Origin of the sequence: Streptomyces sp. NPDC020192, from assembly GCF_044388685.1 — a bacterium.
In the GTDB taxonomy this organism is placed as follows: Bacteria; Actinomycetota; Actinomycetes; order Streptomycetales; family Streptomycetaceae; genus Streptomyces.
The window spans coordinates 1-23,650 of the sequence record NZ_JBIRXG010000021.1 but is presented as its reverse complement, the minus strand read 5'-3'; the positions used below and the strand labels follow the sequence as shown (position 1 = coordinate 23,650).

The following is a 23,650-nucleotide window of genomic DNA, read 5'->3' as shown; positions in this document are numbered from 1 at the left end:
CCTTTCACCGTGTGTGGGGACCAGCGTACCCTGCGCCTGAAAAGGATTTCACCCCTGATGTGAGCGGCCGAAAGTCCGGCCGGTTTCATGTCCAGTGCATGCCGATGTCGGTGAGTTGTCGGATGCGTTCGGGGGAGAGGGTCGCGGCTCGTGAGCGTTGGTTGCTGATCCATGCCCCGAGCTTGACGGCCTGCTGTTCCCGGTCCTCGCCCTCGCCGCTGACCACGATCGTCTCCACGTGCTTTCTCGGCACGCGGAGGTGTCCTTCGCGTTGGTGGTACTGCTGGGCGGCGGTCAGGTTCAGGGCCCACTTGTCGGCGTGCGTACGGCGCGGTTGGGGTGTTTCGTGCTCGTCGGTGGGTTGGATGCCGAGGATGTGTTCGCACATCCATTGCTGGACGGTGGTGAGCTGGTGGTAGCGCTGTTGTTGCTGGTGTACCCATCGTCCGAGGTCTTCGCCCTGGTGCACGACCACGCCCGGCTGGGTGGGGAGGGTGCCGGTCCTCTCGATGTGCTGACGGACGAGGTGGAAGCAGCGTTGCCAGGCGACGGGCCAGGTGGGGCACCACGACGGATCGATCTCCTCGAGCTGTTCGCGGCGTTCTTCCGACAGCACGCCGACCGTCGACGTCACCGGGCGGCCCTGGGTGCGGCGCTGTTCGTTCTCGCGCGCACGCCGGGCGGCGGCCCGTGCGTTCTTCAGCCAGATGCCGACCTTGTGCCCCTGGTGGGTGGCGTCCAGGGGGGCGAGGAGGTGCCCGTTCTCGGCGGCCCACCCACGCGCTGCGGCGAGCCCCTCCTCCCACGAGGTGTCGTGGTGCGACCACACCATCCCCAGCTTCTCCAGCTGGGTGACGCGTTCGGCGTCGAGGCGGCCGTGGGCGTGGGCTCGTCGGGCATCGGCGGTCCACTGTCCGAGCGGGAAGCCGGCGAGGGAGGCCGGCCACCCCTCGGTCGGTTCGGCCTGTGTCTCCGTGTCGGTGTGGGTGTCGTGGGTCTGGGGGGCGGGGACGCGGTAGGTGAAGGGGACGCGCAGGTCGCCGTGGATCCGCTGGTAGATGACGGCGGCTTCCACGCCGCGGCGCCAGTGGGCGCGCTCCGGGTTGAGGACGCGAAGGCTGATGAAGGCGGCGAGGTGTGTGGGGTCACGTGGGGTGGAGAACTTCAGCAGGGCCCGGGCCGGCGCCGACAGATGGCCGAGTTCCCCGCCGGTGTCGGTGTCGGCGCCGTGTTCGCCGGTGCGGGTCTGTACGCCCTTGGCGCGGCTCTGGGCCTGTGGTTCGGCGAGACGCTCGACGATGCGGGCGTCGTGCGCCCGCAGGGCCGCGAGCAGCTTCGCGAGCCCGTCGTAGGCGCGGGAGGTGAGCATGGTCTCGGGCGTCTCCCCGGGCCCCAGCAGGACGGGGACGACGAGCGAGGCGAGTTTGCCGTGGCCGGGCCGGATGCGCAGGGCGCGGCCGACGGCCTGGACCAGGTCGGGCATGGAGCCGCGGACGTCGGCGAAGTACACGCTGTCGCAGTTCTTGGTGTCGACGCCCTCGCCGAGGACCTTCACCGAGCCCAGGAAGGCCTTGTCCACGGGGGTGCCGTCGTCGCCGGTGCCGTGGTGGAACCGGTCGAGGACGAGCCGGCGCTGCTGGGGGGCGTGATCGCCGCAGAGCCACTGGGCCCATACCCGTGCCGGATACCGCCCCGGCTCGGCCGCATGCAGTTTCCGGGCGACCTCCGGAAGCCCGGCGGCGAACGCCTCCGCCTCCTTGACCAGGTGGTGGAAGACGAGGGTGCGGTGGAAGTCTTCCTCGGTGCAGGCCTTGACCAGTGCGGTCTGCAGGGCGGCGAGCCTCGCTCCGCGCACCTGGTCGGAGCGGCCTTCGATGCCGAGGAGCTGGGCGGCCTGCAGATGGGTGTCGGTGACATCGACGCACACCACCTGATACGGGGCGCAGATGCCCCGGTCGATGGCCGCGGACAGGGTCAGCGTGTGGCAGCGGCTGCCGAAGGGGCTGTCGGGGTCGTCGTCCATGGAGGCCACGAGTTCCCCCGGCACCTCCTGCCCCCCGGCCTCGGCCTGGCCTTCGTCGGGCTGCCACAGTCGGGGTGTGGCAGTCATGTACAGCCGCCGTAGGGCCGGGATCCGCGTGTTGTCGTGCACCACCCCCCACGGCTTGCCGATCCGCCCCGAGGTGCGGTGCGCCTCGTCCACCACGACCAGGTCCCACCCCGGCAGCCCGGCGGCGTGCGCGCGCTCCAGCGTCCCCAGCCCCAGCGACGCGTACGTCGCGAACACCGTCACCCGATCGAACGGCCGCACCCAGGCGACCAGCTCACCCACATCCGTCGTGTTCGCGAACGAGGCCTGCTCCCCACGCAGGGACGACACCCCGATCATCGGACCCCGGCGCCCGCCCTCACGCCAGGCCGCCTCGGTCTGCGCGAGCAGGTCCAGCGACGGCACCAGCACCAGCACACGGCCGGCCCGCAACTCCTCCGCGCTGCGCACGGCGACCAGGGTCTTGCCGGAGCCGGTCGCCATGACCACCTGCGTCCGCAGTCCCCGCTCGGGCACCGTCGCTCCCGCGGGCAGCTCCAGGGCACGCAGTACCGCGTCCACCGCTTCTCGCTGATGCGGACGAAGCTCCCGTACCGCCATACCGAAGGACCTTCTGCTCGAGGCGACTTTCACCACCACCGGACGACCGGACACCCCGCGAACCCCATGCCGCGGAGGCGTGCGGCTAGCACGCCTGGGCTCGTGCGGCGTCCTGTCTGATGTCGGTCAGCCTAGTCCAGCGTGCTCCCGCGCCGTGGGTGTCATCAGATGCTCTTGGGCCGGTGTGCCAGGGGACGAACACCGGCTGTTTTCGCCAGAGAGTCACGTACGGGCAACCACGATGGCGCCGGCTTCCAGCGCGTGGCCGGTTGGCGCGGCAGGCCGGGCTCAGGAGTGGGCCTTGAGGAACTCGATGAGGGCGGTGTTGACCTCGTTGGGGCGTTCCTGCTGTGTCCAGTGCCCGCAGCCCGCCAGCTCGACGGGCTCGCGCCACAGGCTGGGCATCAGGTGGGGGAGTTTCGCGATGAGTTCGGGTGTGCCGGGGAAGGCGGGGACGAGGTCGCGGTCGCCGTAGACGTACAGGGCGGGTCGGCTGACGGTGGCGCCGTGCCAGGGGGCGGTGAGTTCCCAGTTGCGGTCGAGGTTGCGGTACCAGTTGAGGGCTCCGGTGAAGCCCTGGGAGAAGCTGTCGGTGAGGGCGTCGAGGTCGTCCTCGGTGAACCACTTGGGCAGGACGTCGGGGTCGGGCATGGTGTCCAGCCACCCCTGGCCGGGCTCGACCAGCGGCTGCATGATCTCGCCGGTGGGTGCGGCGTCGCCGGAGGCGGCGTAGAAGAACTTGCGCAGGGTGGTGCGTACGTCCCTGGCGAACTCGGCGTCGGCGACGCCGGGGCGGTTGAAGTAGTTCCAGTAGAAGCGGCCGTCGAACCGCGTGTCCATGGCGGCCAGCGGCGGCTGCGTGCCCCGGAAGGGCGGCGGCACGCTCAGCCCGGCCACGCCACGGACCATGTCGGGCCGCAGCAGGGCGGTGTGCCAGGCGACGGGTGCGCCCCAGTCGTGTCCGACGACGAACGCCTTGTCCTCGCCCAGGGCCTGGATCAGTGCGACGACGTCACCGACCAGGTGGAGGATGCTGTAGGCGCCGACGTCGGCGGGGTGGTCGCTCTGTCCGTATCCGCGCTGGTCGGGAGCGACCACGCGGAAGCCGGCCTCCGCCAGGGGCCCGAACTGGTGGTGCCAGGAGTGCCATGACTCGGGGAAGCCGTGCAGCAGCACCACCAGGGGGCCGCTGCCCTCTTCGGCGATGTGCAGCCGGATACCGTTCACGTCGATCATGCGATGCTCAACCATGGGCACGAGCCTACGCGCGCCGTGATCATCGGGCGGCGCCACCGGTCCGGGGCCCGCCGCGAACCCGCCCCGTTCGCCCCGCGGGGAGCCGTCGCCGGCGGTGGCAGTTCCCGCACGAGTGAGACGAAGGCGGCTGCTGACATCCCATCAGCGGGTGACGGACTGTTAGCATGCGGATTCGGCGGGGCCGGGGGGTTGTGCGGAGGTGCAGCGGTGATCGAACTGTCCGAGATGATCGCTCAGTTGCGCGCCGAGCTGGCCACGGCGATGGCGGCGGGCGAGGGCGAGGACCTTCGGTTCGCGCTGGGCCCGGTGCAGTTGGAGCTGACCGTCAGCGTGCAGCGGGACGCGGCGGCGAGCGGCAAGGTGAAGTTCTGGGTCGTCGAGCTGGGCGCGGACGGCAAGCTGGGGAGGCAGGACACGCAGACGGTGCGGCTGACGTTGGAGCCGCGCCGGGCCACTGCCGCCGGTGTCACGCAGCCGGAGGTGTGGATCTCGGGTCTCAGCGACGTCAGGGAAGAGTGAGACGCTGGTGGCGGAGCTGCGGGCGGACCGCGTCGCCGAGGTCGTCGTCACCCGTGTGGACGGGACTCGGCTGCGGGGATCGGGGTATCTCGTCGCGGCCGGCCTGGTGCTCACCGCCGCGCATGTCGTGCGGGGCGGGCAGACGGTCGTCGTCCGCTTCAACCCGGACCGGAGCGACGAGTGGAGCGCCCCTGCCCGGCCGGGCTGGTTCGGCCCCGGCCGGACGGATGCCGCTCTCCTGGAGCTGGGCCCCGGGGCGCACTCCGCGCCCCCTGCGGTCGAGCCGGTGCCGTTCGGCGCACCGGGAGACACCGACGCGGTGCTGACCTGTACTGCCGTCGGATTTCCGCTGTTCAAGCTGCGGCAGCGCCCCGACGGTTCGCTGGCCCGGGATGTCTGCCACGCCTGGGGTCACGTACCGGTGTTGTCCAACCGCCGTAGCAGCACACTGGAGTTCCGGGTTCCCCCGCCCGAACGCACGGAACACGGCTCGCCCTGGGAGGGCATGTCGGGAGCGGCCGTGTGGGCCGAAGGGCGCGTCATCGGCATCGTCGTGGAACATCATCGCGCGGAGGGTCCCGGCACCCTGGCTGTCAGCCGCGCCGACGGCTGGGCGGCAAGGCCCGACGGTCCGGGCGGTGCGCTGCTGCGACGGGCGGGCCTGACCATCCCGCCGGAACGGGTCGGGACCTCCGCCCTCGAGGCCCGGGTCGCGGAGGGCTATCGGGCTCAGGCCCGCTCCATCGCCCCGCCGGAACTACTCAGCCGTGAGCGGGAGTTGGAGGAGGTGCTGCGGTTCTGCGCGGGACCGGACGGCTACCAGTGGTGGCAGGCGCCGCCCTGGCACGGCAAGACGGCATTCGCCGCCTGGCTGGCCGCGCACCCGCCCGAGGGCCTGACGGTGGCCTCCTTCTTCATCACACGGCGCGACGCCGGCCAGTGCGACAGCGACGCCTTCGCCCAGGCGATGACCGCTCAGCTGGCGGCCGTAGCCGGTGAATCCCCGGTGCAGGGCAGCACCCCAGGCGCCCATGTACGGGAATGGCACCGGCTGCTGGAAGCCGCCGCCCGCCGGCAGCGGCACCGCGGGCCGCTGCTGGTGATCGTGGACGGGCTGGACGAGGATCTCTCGCGAGGCGCGTCCCCCCGCCGGCCCAGCATCGCCTCGCTGTTGCCGCGCAGTCTCCCGCAGGGCGTGTCCGTCCTGGTCACCAGCCGCCCCCGGCCGGGACTTCCCACGGACCTGCCGGGCGACCACCCGTTACGGGACTGCGCCCCGCGCCCGCTGGCCGCTTCGCCGCATGCCACCCGGCTGCGGTACGAGGCGGAGCACGAACTCGGGGAACTGCCGGCCGGGGACGCGGCCGAGCGACAGGTCGTCGGGCTGCTCGCCGCGGCGGGCGAGGGCCTGAGCCGCGCCGAACTGTGCGCGCTGACCGGTATGCCGCCGCACCGGCTCGACGAGGTGACGAGCGGCCCTGTCGGCCGCAGTCTGGCCGAGCGCACCTTCCCCGTCTTCCTCGGCGAGGCCCCGCACGTGCGTACCGTGCTCGTCCTCGCGCACGACACACTGCTCGCCACCGCGCTCGAACTGCTCGGCGACGAACTCCCCGCGCTACGGGAGCGCATTCACCGCTGGGCCGAGACCCACCAGGAACGCGGCTGGCCGCCGGACACCGCTCACTTCCTGCTCAGCGGCTACGGCCGCATGGTCCTGACGGCCGCCGAGCCGTGGCGCATCGCCCGGGTGCTCGCCGACCCGGCACGCCATGACCGGATGGCGTCCCGGCTGCTCGGTGACGGCCCCGCGCTGGCCGAGTTGAGCGCCGCCCGGCGCCTGGTCGTCCGGGACGGCGGCGAGGACGGGCTGCGGGCCGCCGTCCTGCTGGCCGCGGCACAGGAGCGGCTGCACGCACGCACCCCGGACGACGACGGCGCACTGGCCCTGCTACGGGCCCGGCTGGGGCAGACCGACCGGGCACAGGCGCTCGCCGAGGCGATGCCGGACGGCGGGGCGAAATGCTTCGCGCTCATCGAACTGGCCGACCGCCTCGCCGGGACCGACCCGCGGCGCGCTCGCGGCCTGGCGGAGGAAGCGATGGCCCTCGTGCACGACGCGGCGCCGTCCTCCTACCGATCGGCGCCCGCCCTCGCCGCCGTACGCGCGGGTGGTCTGCTGACGCGGCTGGGCAGCCCGGAAGCGGTACCGGCCCTGAATACCGCTCTCGCCCTGGTCGCCGCCGAACGCTCGGCCCTGCGGGAGGGAGCCGAAGGCCGCGCGGATGCCCCCTGGGCCGAGGAGGTGCTCGCGGCGGCGGGCGAGGCCTTCGGCGCCGTGGGTGATCTCGCGGGCGTGTCCACCATATGGTCCGCCTGCGGTGACCCGGCCGGGCGGGCAGCGGTCCTGGTGCGTGCGCTCAGTGCCTTCGCGCGCCAGGGCCACCGGTGGCCGACGGACCTGCTCGCGGACGCGAGCCCCGACACCCCCGACTGGCCGGACGCGGCCCGCACCGCATGGCCCGCCGCACTGGCCGCCGCGGGCACGGGCGAGCACGCCTGGGCGGCCGTAGAGGATGTGCCTGCCGAACACCGGGACCCCGTGCTCAGGGCGATGAGCGAGGCCTTCGCGCAGGCCGGGCATCCCGCCGAGGCGCTGCGGGCCGCACGCACCGTCACCGACGCCGGAGCCCGGCGGCGCGCACTGCTGGACCTGGCTCCGCGAGCGTCGAACGCGCGGGACGGGCTGCGGCTGATCGAGGAGGCATGCCCGCACGGTCCCGACGCGGAACCGTCCGGCTGGCCCTGCGAGGGTGCGTGCGCTGCCCTGCGCGTGCGGGCGCTGTGCACCGTGGACCGGTGGGACGAGGCACTCGCCCTGTCCGCGCTCCCGCACCCCCAGCCATTCCGCCCCGAGGTACGTCGTCAGACGCTGACCGCGCTGGCCCTGCACGGCCGTTGGCAGCAGGCACGGGACCTGCTCGCGCGCTACCGGACGCAGGACGAGCCGGAAGGCTGGATCCGCGCCGCCGTCTCCCTGATCCACTCCGGATCCCACACCACCTCGCACGAGGCCGCCGTGCTGGCGGCAGAACTGCTGGCCGAACCACCGGAACCGCTGAGCACGCAGGAACAGCACCGGCTGGAGTCGGTGGCACTCGACGTGCTCGCCCGAGCCGGACACTGGCAGGCACTGGCCACCCACGCGGAACAGCTCGCCCTCCTGTTCCCGACCGGCGACACCATCACCGGAATCGCCGAATCGGCCGCCGAGTTGCTGGCCCGGCAGCCCGAGCGCAGGACAGAGGCACTGGAGGTGCTCTGCCCCGTCCTGGGACCGGACACCTGGCGCTCCGCCCTCGCCCGGGCCTGCGCCGGGCAGGGCCAGTGGCGTACGGCGGTGTCGCTGGCCAGAGACATCGCGGAGCCCCTGGACCGGCGCACGACGCTCACCCAGGTGGCCGCGGCCCTCGCCGAGCGGGAACCGCGGCGCGCCGCCGCCCTCGCGGACGAGGCCGAGAGCACACCGCCGCTCGTCCGCCCCGGCCGGTACGGGCCCTTCGCCGACCGCCGGCAGCACACCCTGATCGGCTGCGCCGAGGCACTGGCTCACAGCCATCCCGAAGCGGCGATCCGAGCAGCCCACGCCGCCCAGGCCCTCCCGTCCACCGAGGACATGCGCGGCCGCCGCGCCGTGGTTCTGGCACGCGCGGGCGACGCCACCGCCACCGAGGCGCTCGGGCAGGTGCAGGATCCCGCATGGCGACGGCGGACGTGGGTGGCGCTGGTCGCCGCCGCGGTCGCGGCCGGCCGGCCGGACGAGGCCCGGCGTCTGGCCACGGACGTGCTCGGTGCCACGGACGTGACAGCGGTTCCCGAGTGCCTCGCGCTCATCGCGGCGGCCGGCTTCCACGGCCCGGAGGCGGCCGGCCAGTTGAGACAGTCGGCAGCCCGTTGGACCGCCTCCGCGGTGCTGAGCCCGAGCAGCACCGCGGAATGCGTGATGGGCCTGCTGCGTCACTGCCCGGCCACGGACCGGACGACGGTGTCGCTGGCCGTCGGTCAACTGGCCGACGCACTGGACTCCGTCGCGAGACCCGGCAGCGTGCTCCCACTGGCCGCGAGGGCCGCCGTGGCACTGGAGACGCTCGATCAGGAGGCCGCCGCCCGCTTCGCCACCAGGGCGTTGGCAGCGGCGGCGGCTCTCGACCCGGTGACGGTCGGCGAGAGGCCGGCCACCGCTGTCGCCGATGCCACCGCGGTGTTGTGCCGCGTCGGCGAACTGCCGAGCGTGTCCAGGCTGACGGAGTCCGGCACCGGTGACATTGCGGGGGACGTCCTGCCGGTGCTGCTCGCCGGAACCGCCGCCGGGACGGTCGTCTTCGTTCCCGACCGAGCGGCGGAGCAGGCGCAGGAGGCGTCCAGTCTGCTGCGCGAGTACCGGGGCCGCCTGGGTGTGCATCCTGCCCTCGGCAGGCAGGAGTTCGTCCTCCCGGAGCCCGTCCTCGACTGCGTGACCATGACCGCGAGGGCGCTCGCCTGCCTCGACGAGCGGTCCGGCGCCCAGGACGTGCTGGAACAGGTGCGCAGCCCGTGGCAACGCGACGTCGTCCGGGCCCGGCTCGCGCACTCCCTCGCAGCCGAAGCCGCTCGTCCCGGCGCCGACCGCGCGGCCCGCGAGGCCGCCGACTGGGCACTGCGGCAGGCCCTGGCGGGTGACCGGTGGCACGAGGTGCTCACCCTGGTGGCGGCCCGTCGGCCGGACACGCCGGCCGAGGCCTGCGCGCTGATGCTCGACACGGCGGCGCCCTCACCGGCGGACGGGCACGCCGCCGCGGCCGCGGCTCACTCGGTGGGGCCGTCCTCCTGGGCCAGCAGCGTGCCGTCGGGTCCGTAGAGGAAGACGTGCACCATCCAGCCCGAGTACCGGGCCTTGGGTACGGCGAGCACGTTCCAGTGCGTCTCGTCGTCGTAGCTGAGCAGGCCCGTCGAACTGCTCCCGGAATAACCGGTGTTGGTCCCGCCCCGGCCGTCCTCGGCCGGGTAGTAGGAGGACCATTTGATCACGCACTCCTGGCCCCGCAGCCCCACGATGTCGGTGTCGACCCGGATGTCCACGTACGACGAGTTCCCCGAATCCGTCCCCCTGCTGACGATGCGGGTGATGCGGGCAGACACACTGGGGGCCGGGGACACGTCCTCGTCGGAGGGGCCCGGCGTACCGGCGGCGAGGGTCTCGGTCACGGTGGACGACGGAGCTGGGTCCGACGTGTCGGGGCTGCACCCGTGGAACTGGTAGATCAGCCCGGTGACCACGGAAATCACGACAGGTGTCAGTACGTGACGCCAGGCTCCGCCGCCGTGCGAGCCCGGGCCGTTGCCGGACTGGCCGCTCTGTGCCCCGTCCGTCATCAGCGCCCCCGATGTGATGACGTATCAGCTTGTCGGCTCAAGGCTAGCCGAGGCGGAGGTGACCGGTCACGCCATCGATGAGAACCCCCGACTCCACCACCCGAGAAATGGCTCGCCAGGACCGGGGACGGCGAGCAGTGACTGGTGACCATCACGGGGACAGGATTCATGACACACGAACATCGCACGCATGTCACGCTCGGCTACGGCGGCGACTTCGGGCTCACCGGCCTGGCGGAGCGGTTGTGCTCCCTGCGCCCGCGACCCGATGCGATGTCGGCACTTGCTGCCGCAGCCGAGCTGGCGGACGGATCGGACGGTGAGGAGGCCGTAGAACTGCACGGCGCGCAGGGAGTTGCGGGCCTTGCCTCGTGCCTTGAGCAGGCCGTTGTCCGGGCCGGCGGCCTGATGGTGGTCGAGGGCGTGCACGATGAGCCCGCCCTGTGGGCTGGGGCGCTTCTCCCAGGTGGTTCAGAGGGTGTCGAGCAGGACGACGTACACGGCTGTGCCGATGCCGATGCCGACGCTGAGGATGGTGCGGCGGCCGAAGGCCAGGTGAACGCCGACTGTGAGGGCAACGGCGAACAGGGCGTACCCGCGCGTCCGGCGGCCTCCTCCGGCTCGTGCCCCTCACGGATCTCACTCCGGTAGCGGGAGACGATGAACAGGGCGTAGTCGATCGCGACGGCCAGGCCCAGCATCAGCGCCAACGTTGACGAAGCCGAGGCCATGTCCACGAAGGAGGTCGCGATGGTGATGCACAGAATGGCCGCGACCACGCCGAACACCGCCGTGACGAGCGGGAGACCGGCGGCGATCATCGAGCCGAAGGTGATCACCAGGACGACGGCGGCGACGGCGAGTCCGATCAGTTCGCCTGCCTTGCTCTTGGCCTTGTCCTGTACGGCGTTGCCGCCCAGGCTGACGCTCAGCCCGGCCTTCTCACCCTCCTTCGCGACCTTGTTCAGGGCGTCGTGGGCGGCATCGGTGAGGTCGGCTTTCGGGACGTCGTAGGTGACCTGGGCGTAGGCGATCGTGCCGTCCTTGCTGACCAGGCCACTGGAGAAGGGCTCGGAGACACTCGCCACCTGCGGTGTGGCCTTCAACTCGCCTACCAGGGAGGCGATTTCACTTCTGCTGGTCGCGGAGGACAGCTTCTGCCCGCCGGGTGCCTCGAACACGACACGGGCCGTGGCGCCGGCGGCGGACGCCTGCGGGAACTCCTTCCCCAGCAGGTCGACCGCCTTCTGGGACTGGGTCCCGGGGAGGGTGAAGTCGTCGGTCGTGGTGCCGGAGACGCTGCCGGCGCCTATGCCGACGGCGGCCAGCACGACGATCCACGCCATCAGGAACAGCCGTCGCCGCCGGAAGGCCAGCCGGCCCAGGCGGTAGAGGAAGGTGGCCACGGAAGTACTCCCACCAGGAGAAGAGGGGCGGTACGAGAATCAGGGCCCGCTCGGCCCTGCGCCCAAGCTATGAGCAGACCTCCGCGCCTCTCCGGCACCGCGGGACCGAATCCGTCCGGGGACCAGTACCGCAGTACTCATACGGTCGGTGCGCGGCCGGCCTCTGGTGGTTGCGGGCATGATCTTGTGGCGAGACCTGTCCTACCAGGGGCGTCGGATCTCCCTGCTCTCTCAGCCGGCGTGGAGGATCCGAAAGCGATCGGGTTCCGCCGGATCTCGATCAACGACCTGGACCGGCGGCCAAGTCCATTGCCACACGCTGATGCCTGGCGTGCGGGAGAACCGGATCTTCCCGCGGGTGCCGTCGACTGCGACGCGCGGCCAGGATGCGGCAGTGCGCGCCCGGTCCGCGCCGTGAGAACGCAGCACATCGGCGAGGACGGCGACCGTGTCGTAGCCCTCGAAGGCGACGAAGGAGGGCGCTTCGGCCAGCCGCTCGCGCAGAGCCGTCTCGACCCGTGAACCGAGTGGGCTGAGGCGCTCGGGCAGATAGCGCAGGAACGGGATCCCGGCGCTCTCGTTGCCCAGCAACGCCCCCCATTCGGCGAACTCCGGTTGCCCGGCCGGAGCACCGATCATGATCTCGGCGAGGCGCCGGTCGCGGCGGACGGACGTGACGATCGACACCGCCGGCTCCGGGTGGCCGACCAGAAGAAGGAGTGCTGTCGCGCGGTTGTCGACGAGTTCGTCGCACACCTCCGTGGGGGTGAGCGCGCCCATGTCGAGTTCGATGACGGTGCCGCCGCGTGGAGCGAGGTAGTCCCGCAGAATGCGGGCTCCAGATGCCCAGTAGACACTCGGCTGGGCTGCCACGGCGATTCGACCGTGGCCCGCGCTGAGGAGGAAGTCCGCGTAGATCTGCCAGCCGTGGGACTGCGCCGGCGCGAGGCGCGCGACCCATTCCGTCGGCTGTTCGGTGAGCCCGTCGAGAACCGCTGACGAGCAGAGGAACGGCAGGCCGAGGGCGTCGGCCCTGGCGGCAGCGGCGCGAGCGACGACGCTGTGATATTCCCCTGCCAAGGCAGCCACACCCAGGCGAGCCAGTTCGTCCACGGCCGCCGCGGCCCTGTGTGGATCAGCCGCGGTGTCTCGGACCACCAGCTCGAGTGGCCTTCCGACGATCCCGCCGGCGTCATTGACGTCGCGAACGGCCAGCTCCAGTCCGGCGAGCAAGTGTCGGCCTGCCTCGACCCAGCCGGGCCGAGTCAGCGGAACGAGAGCGCCGATCCGGACGGCTGATTCGTCAGTCCGCTCCGCTCCAGGTGCCGATGGTGGCGCATTCATGCGTTGCCGTCTCCCGAGTGACGATTCGGTGGCAGTCTGCCCGGATCGCAGAGTGAACGTCGGTGGCGCCGAGAGTAGCCGAGCCGAGAACGGTCGACTTCAGCGCCCCGTCCCGTGGCCGTCAGCCGGCCCTCGCGCCGCCGCTCGAGCCTGAGGGACTTGCAAGGACGACATCGTCGAGGTACCCCTGCGCCCCCTCTTCACGTCGCGGCGGAGAGATTTCCAGGCCAGAGGTGCGGGAGCCGACCGTGTACTTCCCCACACCGCATGCGCCACCGGTGGTCGAGGGGATGACCAGGGGTGTCGGCGGATTGCAGGTACAGCGGGCCGTCGTGTCGGCAGACGCGTACCGGCTCAGCACCGAGATCCGGGCGGCCGCGACGGGGATCTCCCGGTCGCTCGACAACGTACTCGGTCAGATCATCCGAAGCTGACCGTGTCCCCCAGCTCGATCCAGCCCGGCCGCACCACCTGCGCGTACACCCCGGCGCACGGCAGCGCGGCCGCCCCCGGCAGCGGCTCGGCCCGATTCTCCCGGGCAACCACCCGCAACGCCTCTGGATCCGGCGGCAGTTCGCCGTGCGCCAGGGTCGGGACGGCACACCGCGGGGTCAACGCGGTCACCCGCAGTCGCAGTTGCGGGCCGACCAGCAACTCCCGGTCCAGCCAGTCGTTCTCGGCGTAGCCCTCGGCCGTGTCTGTCCGGATCACCAGGTTGGGCCGGTACCGCTGCCACGCCATGCCCGTACGGCCCAGCGTGGCCGTGGTGATCAGGTGTACGGGCGCGAAGTCGAAAAACGTCCCGGTGGGCGCATCCTTGCCGAAGCGGCTCACGGTGTAGGGCACGTCGGCCGCTGTCCCGGCGGCGAGCACCTCTTCCGGTACGGCCCGGTCGAGCTCGCCCTCGGCGGGCGGCTCGTCGATCAGCGCGACCTTGCGCCCGAGCAGCCGAGACAGTGTCACCGAGGCGTCCGAGAGGTCGGCGGCACGCAGCCGCAGGTCTTCGGGTCCGGTGATCTCAACCCCGTCCGGTCCCGTAGCCGTCGACAGCTGGAGCAACTCCCGCCAGCGGCTTGGGTACTTGGCGCTGGCCACCTTGCCGGTCGCCAGGTCCAGCAGAGCCAGCGCCCGATCCCCGGCCAGCCCTCGCTCGGTCACCTCGGCGCGCGGCAACTCCTCGCCCAGCAGGGATTTCACCGGGTATCGGCACAGTAGTTCGATCTTCATCCCGCCATCCTGCCGGACAACGGCAGCACCACGACGAAGGGTTGTCCCTCTACCTGGTCGTGGGTGGCAGGGTCCGCTCGTAGATGGTCCCGCCGGGAGTGAACCAACCGGCCTTCTTCCGTACTGCGGGGCTCGGGTCGTGGGCGTGGGCCCGCTTCAATGCCTCCGTCGCGCGTGCATCGGAGTGGGCGAACTTGCCGACGAGTTCGGCGGCCATGGCCCGGACGTGGGGGTCGAGGTCCGAGTCCAGGTGATGCAGTGCGGGTCCGAGGACCCGGTCCGGGCCCGGTGCGCAGGTGTCGTCCTTGCATCGGTCACAGGCCAGGGCGTGGAATGCGGCGATCCTGACGCGGGGATCGGGGTCGTCGGCCATGGTGATGAGGTCGTCCATCGACTCGGCATCGACCAGGTGGTCGAGAAGACGGCAGCAATGCTCGCGGACGGCCGGATTCGCGTCACGCAGGCCGGCGCGGATGGCGCTCGCTGCGTTCTCCCCGCGTCGCAGCAGCTCGCGGTATGCCGGAGCCGTGCGCTGAGGATCGCCCAGGCACGAGACGAGGGCTTCGTTGTCGGTCCTGACGAATCCGAGCATGGCCTCAGTCTGAAGTCGCGCGGCGAGTCCCGGCAAAGGGATTTCCGCGCCCACGCGGCAGGTGGCCGCTGATCTCTGCCCGTCTGGCGTGATCACGGCGGCCGGGCCGCCCTGGAAGATCCCGTGCCCTGGGCGCTCCGTGACGACAACGTTGCCCAGGGTCCGGGTCCGGGCCGTGTTCGCCGGTGTCTGTCCCGGATCGGCGCACGGACAGGGATGACGCCGTCCGGACCGGGCGCGGGTGCTGAAAACGGCCGCCGAACCGGGCCGCCGCCCGCCCGTGGAGGGCGTCGCGTCGTGACGCTGCCCATAGGAGCCAGATCACATCCTATCCAGGGTCGTAGAAGCAGAACGCCTTGAACAGGAAAAAAGATGTCTATAAGCATGCATTCCAGACATTTCTCCTAAGTGGGGTAGTACGTCACATCATTGCGCCCCGCTCCGGCCACCGCTAACCATTGCTGTCGTCGCCGGGAGCCAGGCGATGGACCGAGCGGATTCCCGCCCGGTCTTCCCTCTCCCGCCCGTAGCACGGAGCCCCACCCCACGCGGCCGCCAGCAGCGGCCAGCGCCGACGATGTCCCCTACCGGAGAGTGCCTTTCATATGACCCAGACCACTCGCACCCGCATCGCCCGCCTGCGTACCCTCGGCCTCACCGGCATCGCCACCACAGGCGCCGCGGCCGCCGCCCTCACCCTGATGCCGACGAGCGCGCAGGCCGCCGAAGCGACGCAGGTGCACACCACCAGCGCGGTCACGGCCTCCGGGAACGGCAGCCGCGCCATTTCCCAGCAGAAGACCGGCAGCGCCAACAAGCTCGACGGCTGGATCAAGCAGTCTCTGCAGATCATGAAGGCCAAGGGCATTCCCGGCAGCTACGAGGGCCTCAAGCGCAACATCATGCGCGAGTCCGGCGGCAACCCCGCCGCCCAGAACAACTGGGACGTCAACGCCCAGAAGGGCACCCCTTCCAAGGGTCTGCTCCAGGTGATCGACCCCACCTTCAACGCCTACCACGTCTCCGGCACCGCTCGCAGCGTCACCGACCCGGTGGCCAACATCACCGCGGCCGCCAACTACGCCGCCCACCGCTACGGCTCCATCGACAACGTCAACTCCGCCTACTGACCCAGGTTCAGGCGCCCGTCGACGCACTGTCGCTCCCCAGGACCGACGAGGTACGTGCCGGATCAGGGATGCTGCGGGCCCAGCGCCGGCGCGGACAAGAACGCTTCATCACCCGAAGGTTCGAACCTGCCGCTGCCGGGCCCCGAAGGCAGCTCCCGCACCTGCCCGAAGATCCGGATTCGCGGCCCCGATAGCGGACTGTCTGCCGTGGTGCCCGTGCGGATGGCGAAAGAGCCGGTGAAGGCGCGGACCCCGGCACGGTGTTCCACCAGCGCATGGAGCCCCTGGACCTGCCCCGCCGTTACTTATGGGTTCTGATCTGGTACACCCGCGACCAGTACGACCTGCACTACCTGCTCCGAGTCGCCGCGAGACCGCCGACCGCGCCTACTCAGGTCCGGTCGGGCCGGTTGCGCCACTGGTAGCGCCAGTGGGCGGCCACGCGGTGATCATGTTCCAACCCGGGGCCGAGCGGGCCGACGCGTTCGTAGGCCTGCTCGGTGCGCGGGTCGTCGCGACGGGCGAGCGCGCAGGCGGCCTCCACAGGCAGGAGCTGGTCCTCCTCGTCCAGCAGGGCGGCGAAAGCCTCCGTGACGGCGACCGTCCGGTCATGCGAGCCGGAGAGGGATTCGGCGGCGCAGGCACGGACGCCGGGATCGGGGTCCCGGATCAGGGTGAGCAGGGTCCCCCGGATTGCCGGGGTGAGATCGCGCGGGAAAGCGAAGACCCTGGCGATGACGGTCCGAACCACGGGGTCGGGGTCGTGCGCCAGGGCGAGCAGGGTGGTGGTGGCGGCCTCGCTCCGCGGGGTCTGGTACTGGCTCAGGCAGTACGGCACCTCACGCCGCACGCGCGGGTCCGGGTGGTCGGCGTACCGGAGGCCGATGGCCTCCTGGCCGGCGTGGTCCTCGTTCGTGTAAACGTCCAGGACTTTGGCGAGCACCTCGCCGTCCGGCTCGTCCAGTGCCCACGCGGCCAGGAACTCGAGGTCCTGGCCGGTGTCCTGGCGGTTGTGGATGCCCGCGAGGAAGTTCCGGTCCCACAGGACGCCGGCGAGAAACCGGCGGTGGACGGGTTCGGGGTGGTGGCGCAGGGCCGCCAGGGCGGACCAGGCCTGCGGGCTCTGGCGGTGGGCGAGGGTGTAGCTGGCGGTGGACCAGTTGACGTGCGTCTCGTCCGGGTACGGGATGGCGCGTGCCACCAGCTCCGCCACCGGCGGCAGGACGCCGAACGCCCGCTCCATCGAGGTGAGGACGGCGCTGTGGCCTGCCCGGACGGTGAGCCCGCCGAGGGAGACCTCCTCGACGCACGTGTCCTCGGTGTCCTCGATCAGGCGCCGGGTGGCCGGGCCCGAGGCGCCCGTGCGGCGGCGCAGTTCATCGACCTCTCCGGTCTCGTACCAGTGCCGGGCGAGGTCGAGCAGCCGCTTCCGGTCGGCCTCGGCGAGTCGCAGCCGAGGGTCCTTGCCGAGCATGGCGTCGACCAGCGCCGGGGAGCCGAGGTCAACGGCCCGCAGGAGCGGCGTCGTGCCGTCCGGCAGCTCGGAGTCGGAGTCGGCGCCGCCCTCCGTCAGGGCCTCGGCGGTCTCGTGGTCGAAGCCGGCCACGGCAGTGCAGAGCAGCGGGAGGCCGTCGGGGCCCTGAGTGTCCGGATCGGCGCCGTCCTGCAGACATGCCCGTACCGTGTCGGAGTCCTTGGCGGTCACGGCCGCCACGAGCTGGTCGTTCAGTCCCCGCTGCGGTGCTGCCATCTGCCCCCCTGGTGAACCGTCGGACAGCACGGTATCCGGGGCCGGGGCGGCGATCGTCAGTGCCCTGCGATGTGATCAGGCGATGCGGATACTGCCGAGCATCATTGATCCAGAGGGTGACGGAAAGCCGCTTGGCAATGCGCGCGGGGGCGTGTCCTCCCGGACCCAGTCGTGATGCCCGCTCACCGGCTTTTCAGTACCCTCTGGCCGACGAAGGGGTTGCTGGGGCGCCCTTGACGGCGTCGAGTTCGGCGTTCACCGGGCGGCGCACAGTTCGGCGAGGCGTTCCAGGGTGCTCGCCATTTGTGTGTGCCACCAGGCGTGCCCGCTGTCCACTTCCGCGCGTTTGTCCTCCGGCCTGCGCGAACCGCCGAAGATCTCGGTCACGACCGTCGAGCCGGCCCCGTCCGGGAGCAGGTCGCAGATCCACCGGTGGCCCTACGCGGTCCCGGACGCGGCGGTGTCCGGGTGCCAGCGACCGGGCCTCGGCTCCCAGCCTCCGAAGCGCCCCGGACGTGAGATTCCCGCCGACAAGCCCCTTGCGAAAACCGGGCGAGCCCCCGGAGATCCGGCACCGCCGAACCGCGAGCCGGACAGCCGCGTACGCCATGGCCGACGTCAACAACCCCGTCTCGTACCCGCCGCGGCCTTCACCCAACAGGTCCTCACCGCCGCTTCCAGGCCATGACCTTGTCGATCAGTTGCAGTCCGAGTTCGGGGTAGGCCCCCTGCGGACAGTCGAGGTCCTCGTCCTCGTACCACGACTCGTCGGCCTCCGGATGCGGGCCGACCAGGCAGACGGTGCCGGAGCCGAAGCGTGTGATCACCGCGGCGGGTGCGCCGTTCTTGGCATACGTGGCCAGAACGCTGCCGTCCTGACGGCTGAAGTACGGACCTGCCTGGTAATAGATCCGTGCGCGCTGGCCTTTCAGCCAGATGACGGGGATGACCTCCGAGGCGTCGCTGTCCAGGAACTGCTGGGGAACGGACCGGACCAGTCCGATACCCGGCTTCGTCGGGTCGTCGTCGACTGACGGGCCGGCGAGGTACGCGCCCAGGCACAGGCCGAGATAGCGGCCACCTGCCGCGACGTAGTCACGGATGGCACGAACGGCGGATGCGCCCATGTCATGGAGGACTTCGGCGGCGACGTCCCCGCCGCCGGGCTGGACGTACAAAGCGGCGCCCTTGAGCGTGTCGGAGTCGAATCCAGGCCTGGCGTACTCGACGGTGAAGCCCCCGTGATCCTTTATCAGCTGATACGCAGCTTCGGCACACGATGCATCGATCCGGCTCTTTCCCCGGAACACGACGGCGCGTGGCTTGACCGGCCTGCCGCGGGCTGTGGGGGTGCTGGTCCCCGACGGGCGGGCCGCGGCAAGGACTGCTCCACCCACGCCGAGGATCCCGACTCCGGCGCCGAGCAACACTTTCCGCCTGCCGACTATGCGTACGTCCCCCCCATTTCCCCGGCCTCCGATGAGGAGGCGGTCTCCCCTTGTCCAGCGTCGACGGGCCGAACGGGAGGATGCGCGGGGGCTCTGTCCGGTTCCACGACCGCCGGCCGAGAAGAACTCTCCGAACCCTGTTTGCCGAGGCGGGGCAGGCCCATGCCTGGACAACCCCCCTCCTACCAGGAGTCCTTCTCCTTGCGGGCGGACCCTCGCATCGTCCGGAGATTCCGTCCGGCACCTGACACCTCGTGCCGACGCCGTCGACGAAGGCGCGTCAGTGGTGGTGGCTGTGCCCAGCCGCCATTCGGCGTCCGCGGGCTCGCCGCGCCATACGGGGCCCTCGGCCTCGGCCTCGACGACGAGGTCGAGCAGCGGCGCGTCGGCGGCGCGGCGCTGTGCCGCCTTGAGTAGTCGAGCGGCCGGGGGAGCGTCAGCCGTTGCGAGCGCAGGGCCGGTCGACCAGCCGCGAGCACGGGGCGGCCCAGGACGTCAGGACCGGGACGCTAGCTCTCGGTCACCATGAGGGCGGCCATCATGCCCTCGTCCTCGTGTTGGAGGAGGTGGCAGTGGAGCATGTACATGTATGTGTCGTCGGCGAAGTCGGCGAAGTCGGCGAACTCCATGGCGATCTCGATGGATCCGCCGCCGACCACCTCGAACGTGTCGTACCAGCCGAGGTCGACGCCGCTGGGATCCGCGCCGTTGACGGAGACCACCTGGAACGGCACGTCGTGCAGGTGGAACGAGTGCTCCAGCTGGGTGCTGTTCTTGATGGTCCAGATCTCCTTGGCGCCCAGCGTCGTGCTGATCATCGCCATGGACGACATGCTGGCTCTTGCCGACGCCGGTCTTGCCGAACAGCACGATGTTGAAGGTGCGCAGGTCCGTCAGCCGCTCTGCGCGGACACGAGCCAGTTCGCCGGCGATTTCGGTGAGCAGCGCCGCGAACTGTCCCCCGAACGGCGCGAGTTCGCGGAGCCGCTCGATCAGTTCGAGCAGGCGGCGGCTCGGCTTCTCCATCCGGGACGCGGTTTCACGCATCGCGTCTCGGCACACCCGATGGAACTCGGACTCCTCCACGGACCACCCCCCGATGGCCAGAGGCGATGTGCTCCGCCTCGGCGGACGTGTCGCTCGTCTTCTCGTTGCACTGCACCGCCGGCCACGGTGTCTGCTCTGCCCGACACATGCGGTCGCTACGAGGTGTGGGGGAATGCGTCTCTGCCATACCCATGAGCCATCCGCGCTAACCGGGTCCTCGAACGTGAGCGGGCACGGGCGGGAAGGAAGGAGCTCTGCGGTTGCGCCATGTGACCGCAGTGGGGGTTGAGGCCGGATGCGAGGAGCTCGCGGGCGGTCGGGATCACGACTGTTGCCGAAGCCGCCGATCATGAGAACCCACGGGCTGGCTTGGACAGCGATACCGACGTCTGGCGCCACGCGAGCGCGGCCGCGGTGCTCGGCATCGGCATCCTGGACCCGCACGTGGGCCGGCCCACGTTGACGGAGTCCTCGGCCCGATCCTGTCCTTCTCCGACCAGTACCCCCACAACAACAATTGGTACCTGAGGCAGTCCCAGGAGGTGTACGTCTGCTCCGACGACGATGTGCAGGCCGCCGTCGTCATCGGGGGAGTCCGGCCCCAGTGCGCCGGCGACCTCGCGGTAGGACTTCGATCAGAGATCTCCATGACCTGTTCCGCTGGAAAGGTATCTCGAAGGTCTTGGAAAAGAGCCATGCCCCGAGCACCGAAGCCGTTAGTGCCACGATAAGCGTGAACCAGAAGACGGGCAGGCCGGGCGAGACAAAATGCGGGGCCAGTCGGCGAATTACGGTCATGACGATCGGCAGATGAATCAGGTAGAGGCTGTAGGAGAAGCTGCCGAGACTCTGGATGGGGCGTGTGGTCAGGAGCCGTACCAGGATGGCGGGTCTGCCCGTGGCGACCGCGGCGAGCAGCATCGTCAGGGCGGGAGCGATGGCGAGATCGATCCAGAAGTAGTGGTTCACCGTCCAAACAGAGCCCTGCATGACGCCGAGAGCCAGGACGGGCAGGGCGGCCAGGACAGCGAACCATCCCCACGGCAGGCGCTGGACTCTGTCCGACGCAACGACGATCCCTGCGCCTACCAGGCCTGCGGCGAACACGGGAGCGAGATGTGGAGCGAGCCAGTTGTCGCCTTCCACAGGGGATGCGTCCGTTGCCATCAGGCCTCGGGCGATCACCGGAAGCGTCACGCACGCGACCAGGACCGCCGCGCCCCACCACCGCCGGATAAAGAGGAGAAGGGGGAAGAGGAGATAGAGTTCGGCTTCCACGCCGATCGACCAGAATGCGCCGTTGGGTGTCGGGGCGGTGAACATGTCCTGAGCAACGAGGCCGTACACCAGAATTGACGTGCCGGTAGGTGGCCCGGAGTGCGAAGCCGGCACCACTGACCAGGAAATGATCAGACTCATGGCCAGTGCCGCCCAGTACGGAGGCAGGATGCGCCAGGCGCGGCGGCGCAGAAACTGGCCGAAGCCACCGGACCGCCAGCCGTGACGCGCCGGTGAGATCGCCAGGGAGAAGCCGGACAGTACCAGAAAGAAGACGACGGCGAGGCGCCCGAACATCAGCCCTTCCAGCCACGGAGGGGCCGAACTGTCGGGGTATCCCGGAAAGGTGTACAGCCAGCAGTGGAACAGGACCACATACAGGGCAGCCAGGCCCCGGAGACCATCCAGCCCCAGCACTTGCCGACGGACTGGTGCTCCGCTCGCCGTCACCTCCTGCCCCGTTGGCGTGGCCAAGTCGAGAGAACTGCCGACCGGACGACTCGAATCCACTGAAATCGTTCAACCCTTTCTCCGGGCACCGTTTGCCGCATGCAGCCGACGCCTTGTCAGGCGTTGCACCACGCGACCTGCGGCATGCGTGTGCCTGCCGACCCGTTTCCCTGGCGGTACGGCGGGCGGCACGATGCCACCCGCCGTGACTGGTACGTGGCGTCCGGCTCAGGGGTTCAGCAGACAGGCCGACATACTCCTCATCTGGCCAGGGTGGATGGACCTGAGCTCATGCAGAGGAAAGCCCAACTGGCCAACTCAACCAGGACTGGACAGGGGACTTTGGCACCCTGCTACCGATCGACCGGATCGCCGTCGACCGACCCTCCTACTCGGGTAAGCGCAAGAGGCGCGGGGTGAACGTGCGGGTCATCACCGATCCGTCTGGCCGGGTGATCTACCCGGGGCCGCTGGGACGAACTGTCCGTCGGCCAGCAGGTGGGCAACCGTTCCCACGCCAAGATCCGGGCCCTGGGTGAACAGGCCATGGCCACCGTCATGTCTTGGCGCCTTGCAGTTTGCTGTCCCAGACTGAGGGCGGCCCCGGGGAACAACGGAACAGCGGTTGGCGCCAAGCGATTGATCTTGCTGGCTACTCAGTCTGTGTGGGCTGGAGGACCTGGTCCTGGAGGTGCTGGCGGAGGCTGAAGGTCGACGAAGTCGGCGGGGGCCGCCGCGACGGCTTCGGGGTACGCCCCCTTCTTCTCGTGTTCGTCGAGTGCGCGGTAGATGCTCGCGACGCTGGGGGCCTGGCCCTTGCGCTTGCCGGTGGGGATGATCAGGTCGGGCTGGTCTCCAAGACCAGGCCGTGGGCAGTGAGGTGGTCGGCGAGCGCGGCCTCGAACTGGGGGCGGACCCGTACGCGGGTGCTGATCCTCTCGGAGAACACCTTGTCGCGCGGGATGCCGTGCTTGGCGAGCGCGTCGGGCTGGGACTGAAGTTCGTGGGTGAGCGTCGAGCACCTCGCGTACCCGATGCGGATGTCGGCGTTCGGGGTGTCCGGCGCGAGGGCGAGCGGAACGGAGGTGCCAGGCCGCCCCGGCTGTCCGGGCCCGCGGTTGGCGGGCGCCAGCACGCGCAGGAGCTTGGCGACAGGGGGCCGCGCTGCGCCATCCCGGAGAGAGGGGGACCAGGCCGCCGCCCACTGGAAGAAAATCGTGCGCCTCGCCTTTCCCGGCGGGCGCCGGCAGGCGAATACCGACACGCGCCAAGGTGGCGTCAGGCGGGCTGCGGGGCGGACGTTGCCGGAGCGGCCGCGACCTTGCGGGTCTCGCGCATTATCAGCAGGCCGTTGACCACCATCAGTGTCGCGGTCAGGGCGTGGACGCCGAGCGCGGTGGCCACGGAGCCGTGGTGGGCCAGCACGGTGGCCATGTCGCCGTACGCGGCCAGGGCCTCCACCAGCAGCACCCAGCCCAGCGCCCGGCGGTGGCCCGTCACCAGCAGGATGCCCAGGACCAGGGCCAAGACGACGTCGCGGATTCCCTTGATGATCAGGAAGCCCTCTCCGTCGCCGGACGGCCGGCTCGGCAGGCCGAAGCCAGGCGCCGTCGTCTCCGGGCTCAGGATGAACTCCGTCCCGAACCAGAGGATGAAGAGGACGAAGGCGGCGGCCAGGACGGTGTTGATCTTCTTCAGCGACATTGTTCTTCTCCTTGCGAGTCTTCGCCGACTTGGTGAGCTTCGTGGAGCCTGCCGAGTCGTGTGGGGCCTGATCAGGCCGCGCGGACGCGGCTGATCGAGGGGCGTGGTGTGTCGGGGTCGCAGTTGTGGGATCTGAGCGGCAGCCGCATTCCCGGATGTTGGGATTCCGGTGGCCCGCTGCCGCCCGGGGAGCGGGGGTTGTGCGTCGCCTGCGCGGCGCCGGTCCGCGGGGTCAGGCGAGGGCGGCGACCAGCAGGGCGAAGGCGGCGATGATCACGGCGACGCGGACGTAGTGCCAGCGGTTCCAGCGGTTCATCTGCTCCTTCCAGTCGGCGGGCCGGTTCTCGGGGGTCCACGTCTTGTTCCGGTTGTTGATCGGGACGAGCAGCAGGAGCGACATGACCACACTGAGGGTCAGCAGGGCGCCGGCGGTGACGAC

17 protein-coding genes and 2 pseudogenes are annotated in these 23,650 nt (G+C 70.6%); 4 read left to right on the top strand and 15 right to left on the bottom strand.

Features of this window, described 5'->3' with window-relative positions:
• Positions 1–85: 85 nt before the first annotated feature.
• On the bottom strand, positions 86–2,650 hold the full coding sequence (locus ACH47Z_RS33180; protein WP_399080384.1) for a Helicase associated domain protein: 2,565 nt from the start codon (positions 2,648–2,650) through the stop codon (positions 86–88).
• Positions 2,651–2,938: 288 nt separating this feature from the next.
• Positions 2,939–3,901 carry an alpha/beta fold hydrolase gene (locus ACH47Z_RS33175; RefSeq protein WP_399080382.1) on the bottom strand — a complete coding sequence of 321 codons (963 nt, stop codon included), beginning with the start codon at positions 3,899–3,901 and terminating at the stop codon, positions 2,939–2,941.
• A 213-nt stretch (positions 3,902–4,114) separates the two neighbouring features.
• Between ACH47Z_RS33175 and ACH47Z_RS33170 the strand changes: the two genes are divergently transcribed.
• Together ACH47Z_RS33170 and ACH47Z_RS33165 are read left to right on the top strand one after the other, a co-directional pair.
• Positions 4,115–4,426: a trypco2 family protein gene (locus ACH47Z_RS33170; protein ID WP_399080380.1), complete on the top strand. Its 312-nt coding sequence runs from the start codon at positions 4,115–4,117 to the stop codon at positions 4,424–4,426.
• A 7-nt stretch (positions 4,427–4,433) separates the two neighbouring features.
• The gene (locus ACH47Z_RS33165; protein WP_399080378.1) at positions 4,434–9,320 is read left to right on the top strand and encodes a trypsin-like peptidase domain-containing protein; all 4,887 of its coding nucleotides are present in this window, start codon (positions 4,434–4,436) and stop codon (positions 9,318–9,320) included.
• Here the strand turns inward: ACH47Z_RS33165 and ACH47Z_RS33160 are convergent.
• The 5 genes from ACH47Z_RS33160 to ACH47Z_RS33140 all read right to left on the bottom strand — a co-directional run bounded on the left by ACH47Z_RS33160 (position 9,269) and on the right by ACH47Z_RS33140 (position 14,404).
• Positions 9,269–9,835, bottom strand: coding sequence for a hypothetical protein (locus ACH47Z_RS33160; RefSeq protein WP_399080376.1), 567 nt, complete (start codon positions 9,833–9,835; stop codon positions 9,269–9,271). The genes ACH47Z_RS33165 and ACH47Z_RS33160 overlap by 52 nt on opposite strands.
• Before the next feature lie 203 nt (positions 9,836–10,038).
• Complete coding sequence (locus ACH47Z_RS33155) at positions 10,039–11,241, bottom strand: MMPL family transporter (RefSeq protein ID WP_399080374.1); 1,203 nt, start codon at positions 11,239–11,241, stop codon at positions 10,039–10,041.
• A gap of 231 nt (positions 11,242–11,472) precedes the next feature.
• Positions 11,473–12,585 carry an ABC transporter substrate-binding protein gene (locus ACH47Z_RS33150; protein ID WP_399080372.1) on the bottom strand — a complete coding sequence of 371 codons (1,113 nt, stop codon included), beginning with the start codon at positions 12,583–12,585 and terminating at the stop codon, positions 11,473–11,475.
• Between the two features lie 420 nt (positions 12,586–13,005).
• Positions 13,006–13,812 carry an MOSC domain-containing protein gene (locus tag ACH47Z_RS33145; protein WP_399080370.1) on the bottom strand — a complete coding sequence of 269 codons (807 nt, stop codon included), beginning with the start codon at positions 13,810–13,812 and terminating at the stop codon, positions 13,006–13,008.
• A gap of 49 nt (positions 13,813–13,861) precedes the next feature.
• Positions 13,862–14,404 carry a HEAT repeat domain-containing protein gene (locus ACH47Z_RS33140; RefSeq protein WP_399080368.1) on the bottom strand — a complete coding sequence of 181 codons (543 nt, stop codon included), beginning with the start codon at positions 14,402–14,404 and terminating at the stop codon, positions 13,862–13,864.
• Positions 14,405–15,009: 605 nt separating this feature from the next.
• On the opposite strand from ACH47Z_RS33140, the gene ACH47Z_RS33135 reads away from it, so the two are divergent.
• On the top strand, positions 15,010–15,534 hold the full coding sequence (locus ACH47Z_RS33135) for a transglycosylase SLT domain-containing protein (RefSeq protein ID WP_399080366.1): 525 nt from the start codon (positions 15,010–15,012) through the stop codon (positions 15,532–15,534).
• 391 nt (positions 15,535–15,925) lie between these two features.
• On the opposite strand, the gene ACH47Z_RS33130 is transcribed toward ACH47Z_RS33135, so the two are convergent.
• The 5 genes and pseudogenes from ACH47Z_RS33130 to ACH47Z_RS33110 all read right to left on the bottom strand — a co-directional run bounded on the left by ACH47Z_RS33130 (position 15,926) and on the right by ACH47Z_RS33110 (position 21,474).
• Positions 15,926–17,284, bottom strand: a complete 1,359-nt coding sequence (locus tag ACH47Z_RS33130) for a HEAT repeat domain-containing protein (protein ID WP_399080363.1) — start codon at positions 17,282–17,284, stop codon at positions 15,926–15,928.
• 255 nt (positions 17,285–17,539) lie between these two features.
• Complete coding sequence (locus ACH47Z_RS33125) at positions 17,540–17,671, bottom strand: hypothetical protein (protein WP_399080361.1); 132 nt, start codon at positions 17,669–17,671, stop codon at positions 17,540–17,542.
• Positions 17,672–17,949: 278 nt separating this feature from the next.
• A complete protein-coding gene (locus ACH47Z_RS33120; protein ID WP_399080359.1) occupies positions 17,950–18,681 on the bottom strand; it encodes a BPL-N domain-containing protein in 732 nt (243 codons plus the stop codon).
• A 560-nt stretch (positions 18,682–19,241) separates the two neighbouring features.
• Positions 19,242–19,565: pseudogene (locus ACH47Z_RS33115) on the bottom strand (multicopper oxidase domain-containing protein); the annotation flags it as partial.
• Positions 19,566–20,361: 796 nt separating this feature from the next.
• Positions 20,362–21,474, bottom strand: a complete 1,113-nt coding sequence (locus tag ACH47Z_RS33110) for an acyltransferase family protein (protein ID WP_399080357.1) — start codon at positions 21,472–21,474, stop codon at positions 20,362–20,364.
• A gap of 377 nt (positions 21,475–21,851) precedes the next feature.
• Here ACH47Z_RS33110 and ACH47Z_RS33105 point away from each other — a divergent pair.
• Positions 21,852–22,080: pseudogene (locus ACH47Z_RS33105) on the top strand (IS5/IS1182 family transposase); the annotation flags it as partial.
• Positions 22,081–22,345: 265 nt separating this feature from the next.
• Here ACH47Z_RS33105 and ACH47Z_RS33100 read toward each other — a convergent pair.
• The 3 genes from ACH47Z_RS33100 to ACH47Z_RS33090 all read right to left on the bottom strand — a co-directional run.
• Positions 22,346–22,642, bottom strand: a complete 297-nt coding sequence (locus ACH47Z_RS33100) for a recombinase family protein (RefSeq protein ID WP_399080355.1) — start codon at positions 22,640–22,642, stop codon at positions 22,346–22,348.
• Between the two features lie 143 nt (positions 22,643–22,785).
• Entirely contained in the window at positions 22,786–23,211 is a 426-nt protein-coding gene (locus ACH47Z_RS33095) for a DUF4267 domain-containing protein (protein ID WP_399080354.1), read from the bottom strand.
• A gap of 232 nt (positions 23,212–23,443) precedes the next feature.
• Positions 23,444–23,650 (bottom strand): anthrone oxygenase family protein (locus ACH47Z_RS33090; protein WP_399080351.1); only part of this gene is annotated, 207 nt, incomplete at its 5' end.

What these genes read in the sequence shown, in the direction of transcription:
- ACH47Z_RS33130 (WP_399080363.1), bottom strand. Translation starts at nt 17,284, where the DNA reads ATGGCAGCACCGCAGCGGGGACTGAACGACCAGCTCGTGGCGGCCGTG.
- ACH47Z_RS33135 (WP_399080366.1), top strand. Translation starts at nt 15,010, where the DNA reads ATGACCCAGACCACTCGCACCCGCATCGCCCGCCTGCGTACCCTCGGC.
- ACH47Z_RS33180 (WP_399080384.1), bottom strand. Translation starts at nt 2,650, where the DNA reads ATGGCGGTACGGGAGCTTCGTCCGCATCAGCGAGAAGCGGTGGACGCG.
- ACH47Z_RS33145 (WP_399080370.1), bottom strand. Translation starts at nt 13,812, where the DNA reads ATGAAGATCGAACTACTGTGCCGATACCCGGTGAAATCCCTGCTGGGC.
- ACH47Z_RS33175 (WP_399080382.1), bottom strand. Translation starts at nt 3,901, where the DNA reads ATGGTTGAGCATCGCATGATCGACGTGAACGGTATCCGGCTGCACATC.
- ACH47Z_RS33095 (WP_399080354.1), bottom strand. Translation starts at nt 23,211, where the DNA reads ATGTCGCTGAAGAAGATCAACACCGTCCTGGCCGCCGCCTTCGTCCTC.
- ACH47Z_RS33140 (WP_399080368.1), bottom strand. Translation starts at nt 14,404, where the DNA reads ATGCTCGGATTCGTCAGGACCGACAACGAAGCCCTCGTCTCGTGCCTG.
- ACH47Z_RS33160 (WP_399080376.1), bottom strand. Translation starts at nt 9,835, where the DNA reads ATGACGGACGGGGCACAGAGCGGCCAGTCCGGCAACGGCCCGGGCTCG.
- ACH47Z_RS33150 (WP_399080372.1), bottom strand. Translation starts at nt 12,585, where the DNA reads ATGAATGCGCCACCATCGGCACCTGGAGCGGAGCGGACTGACGAATCA.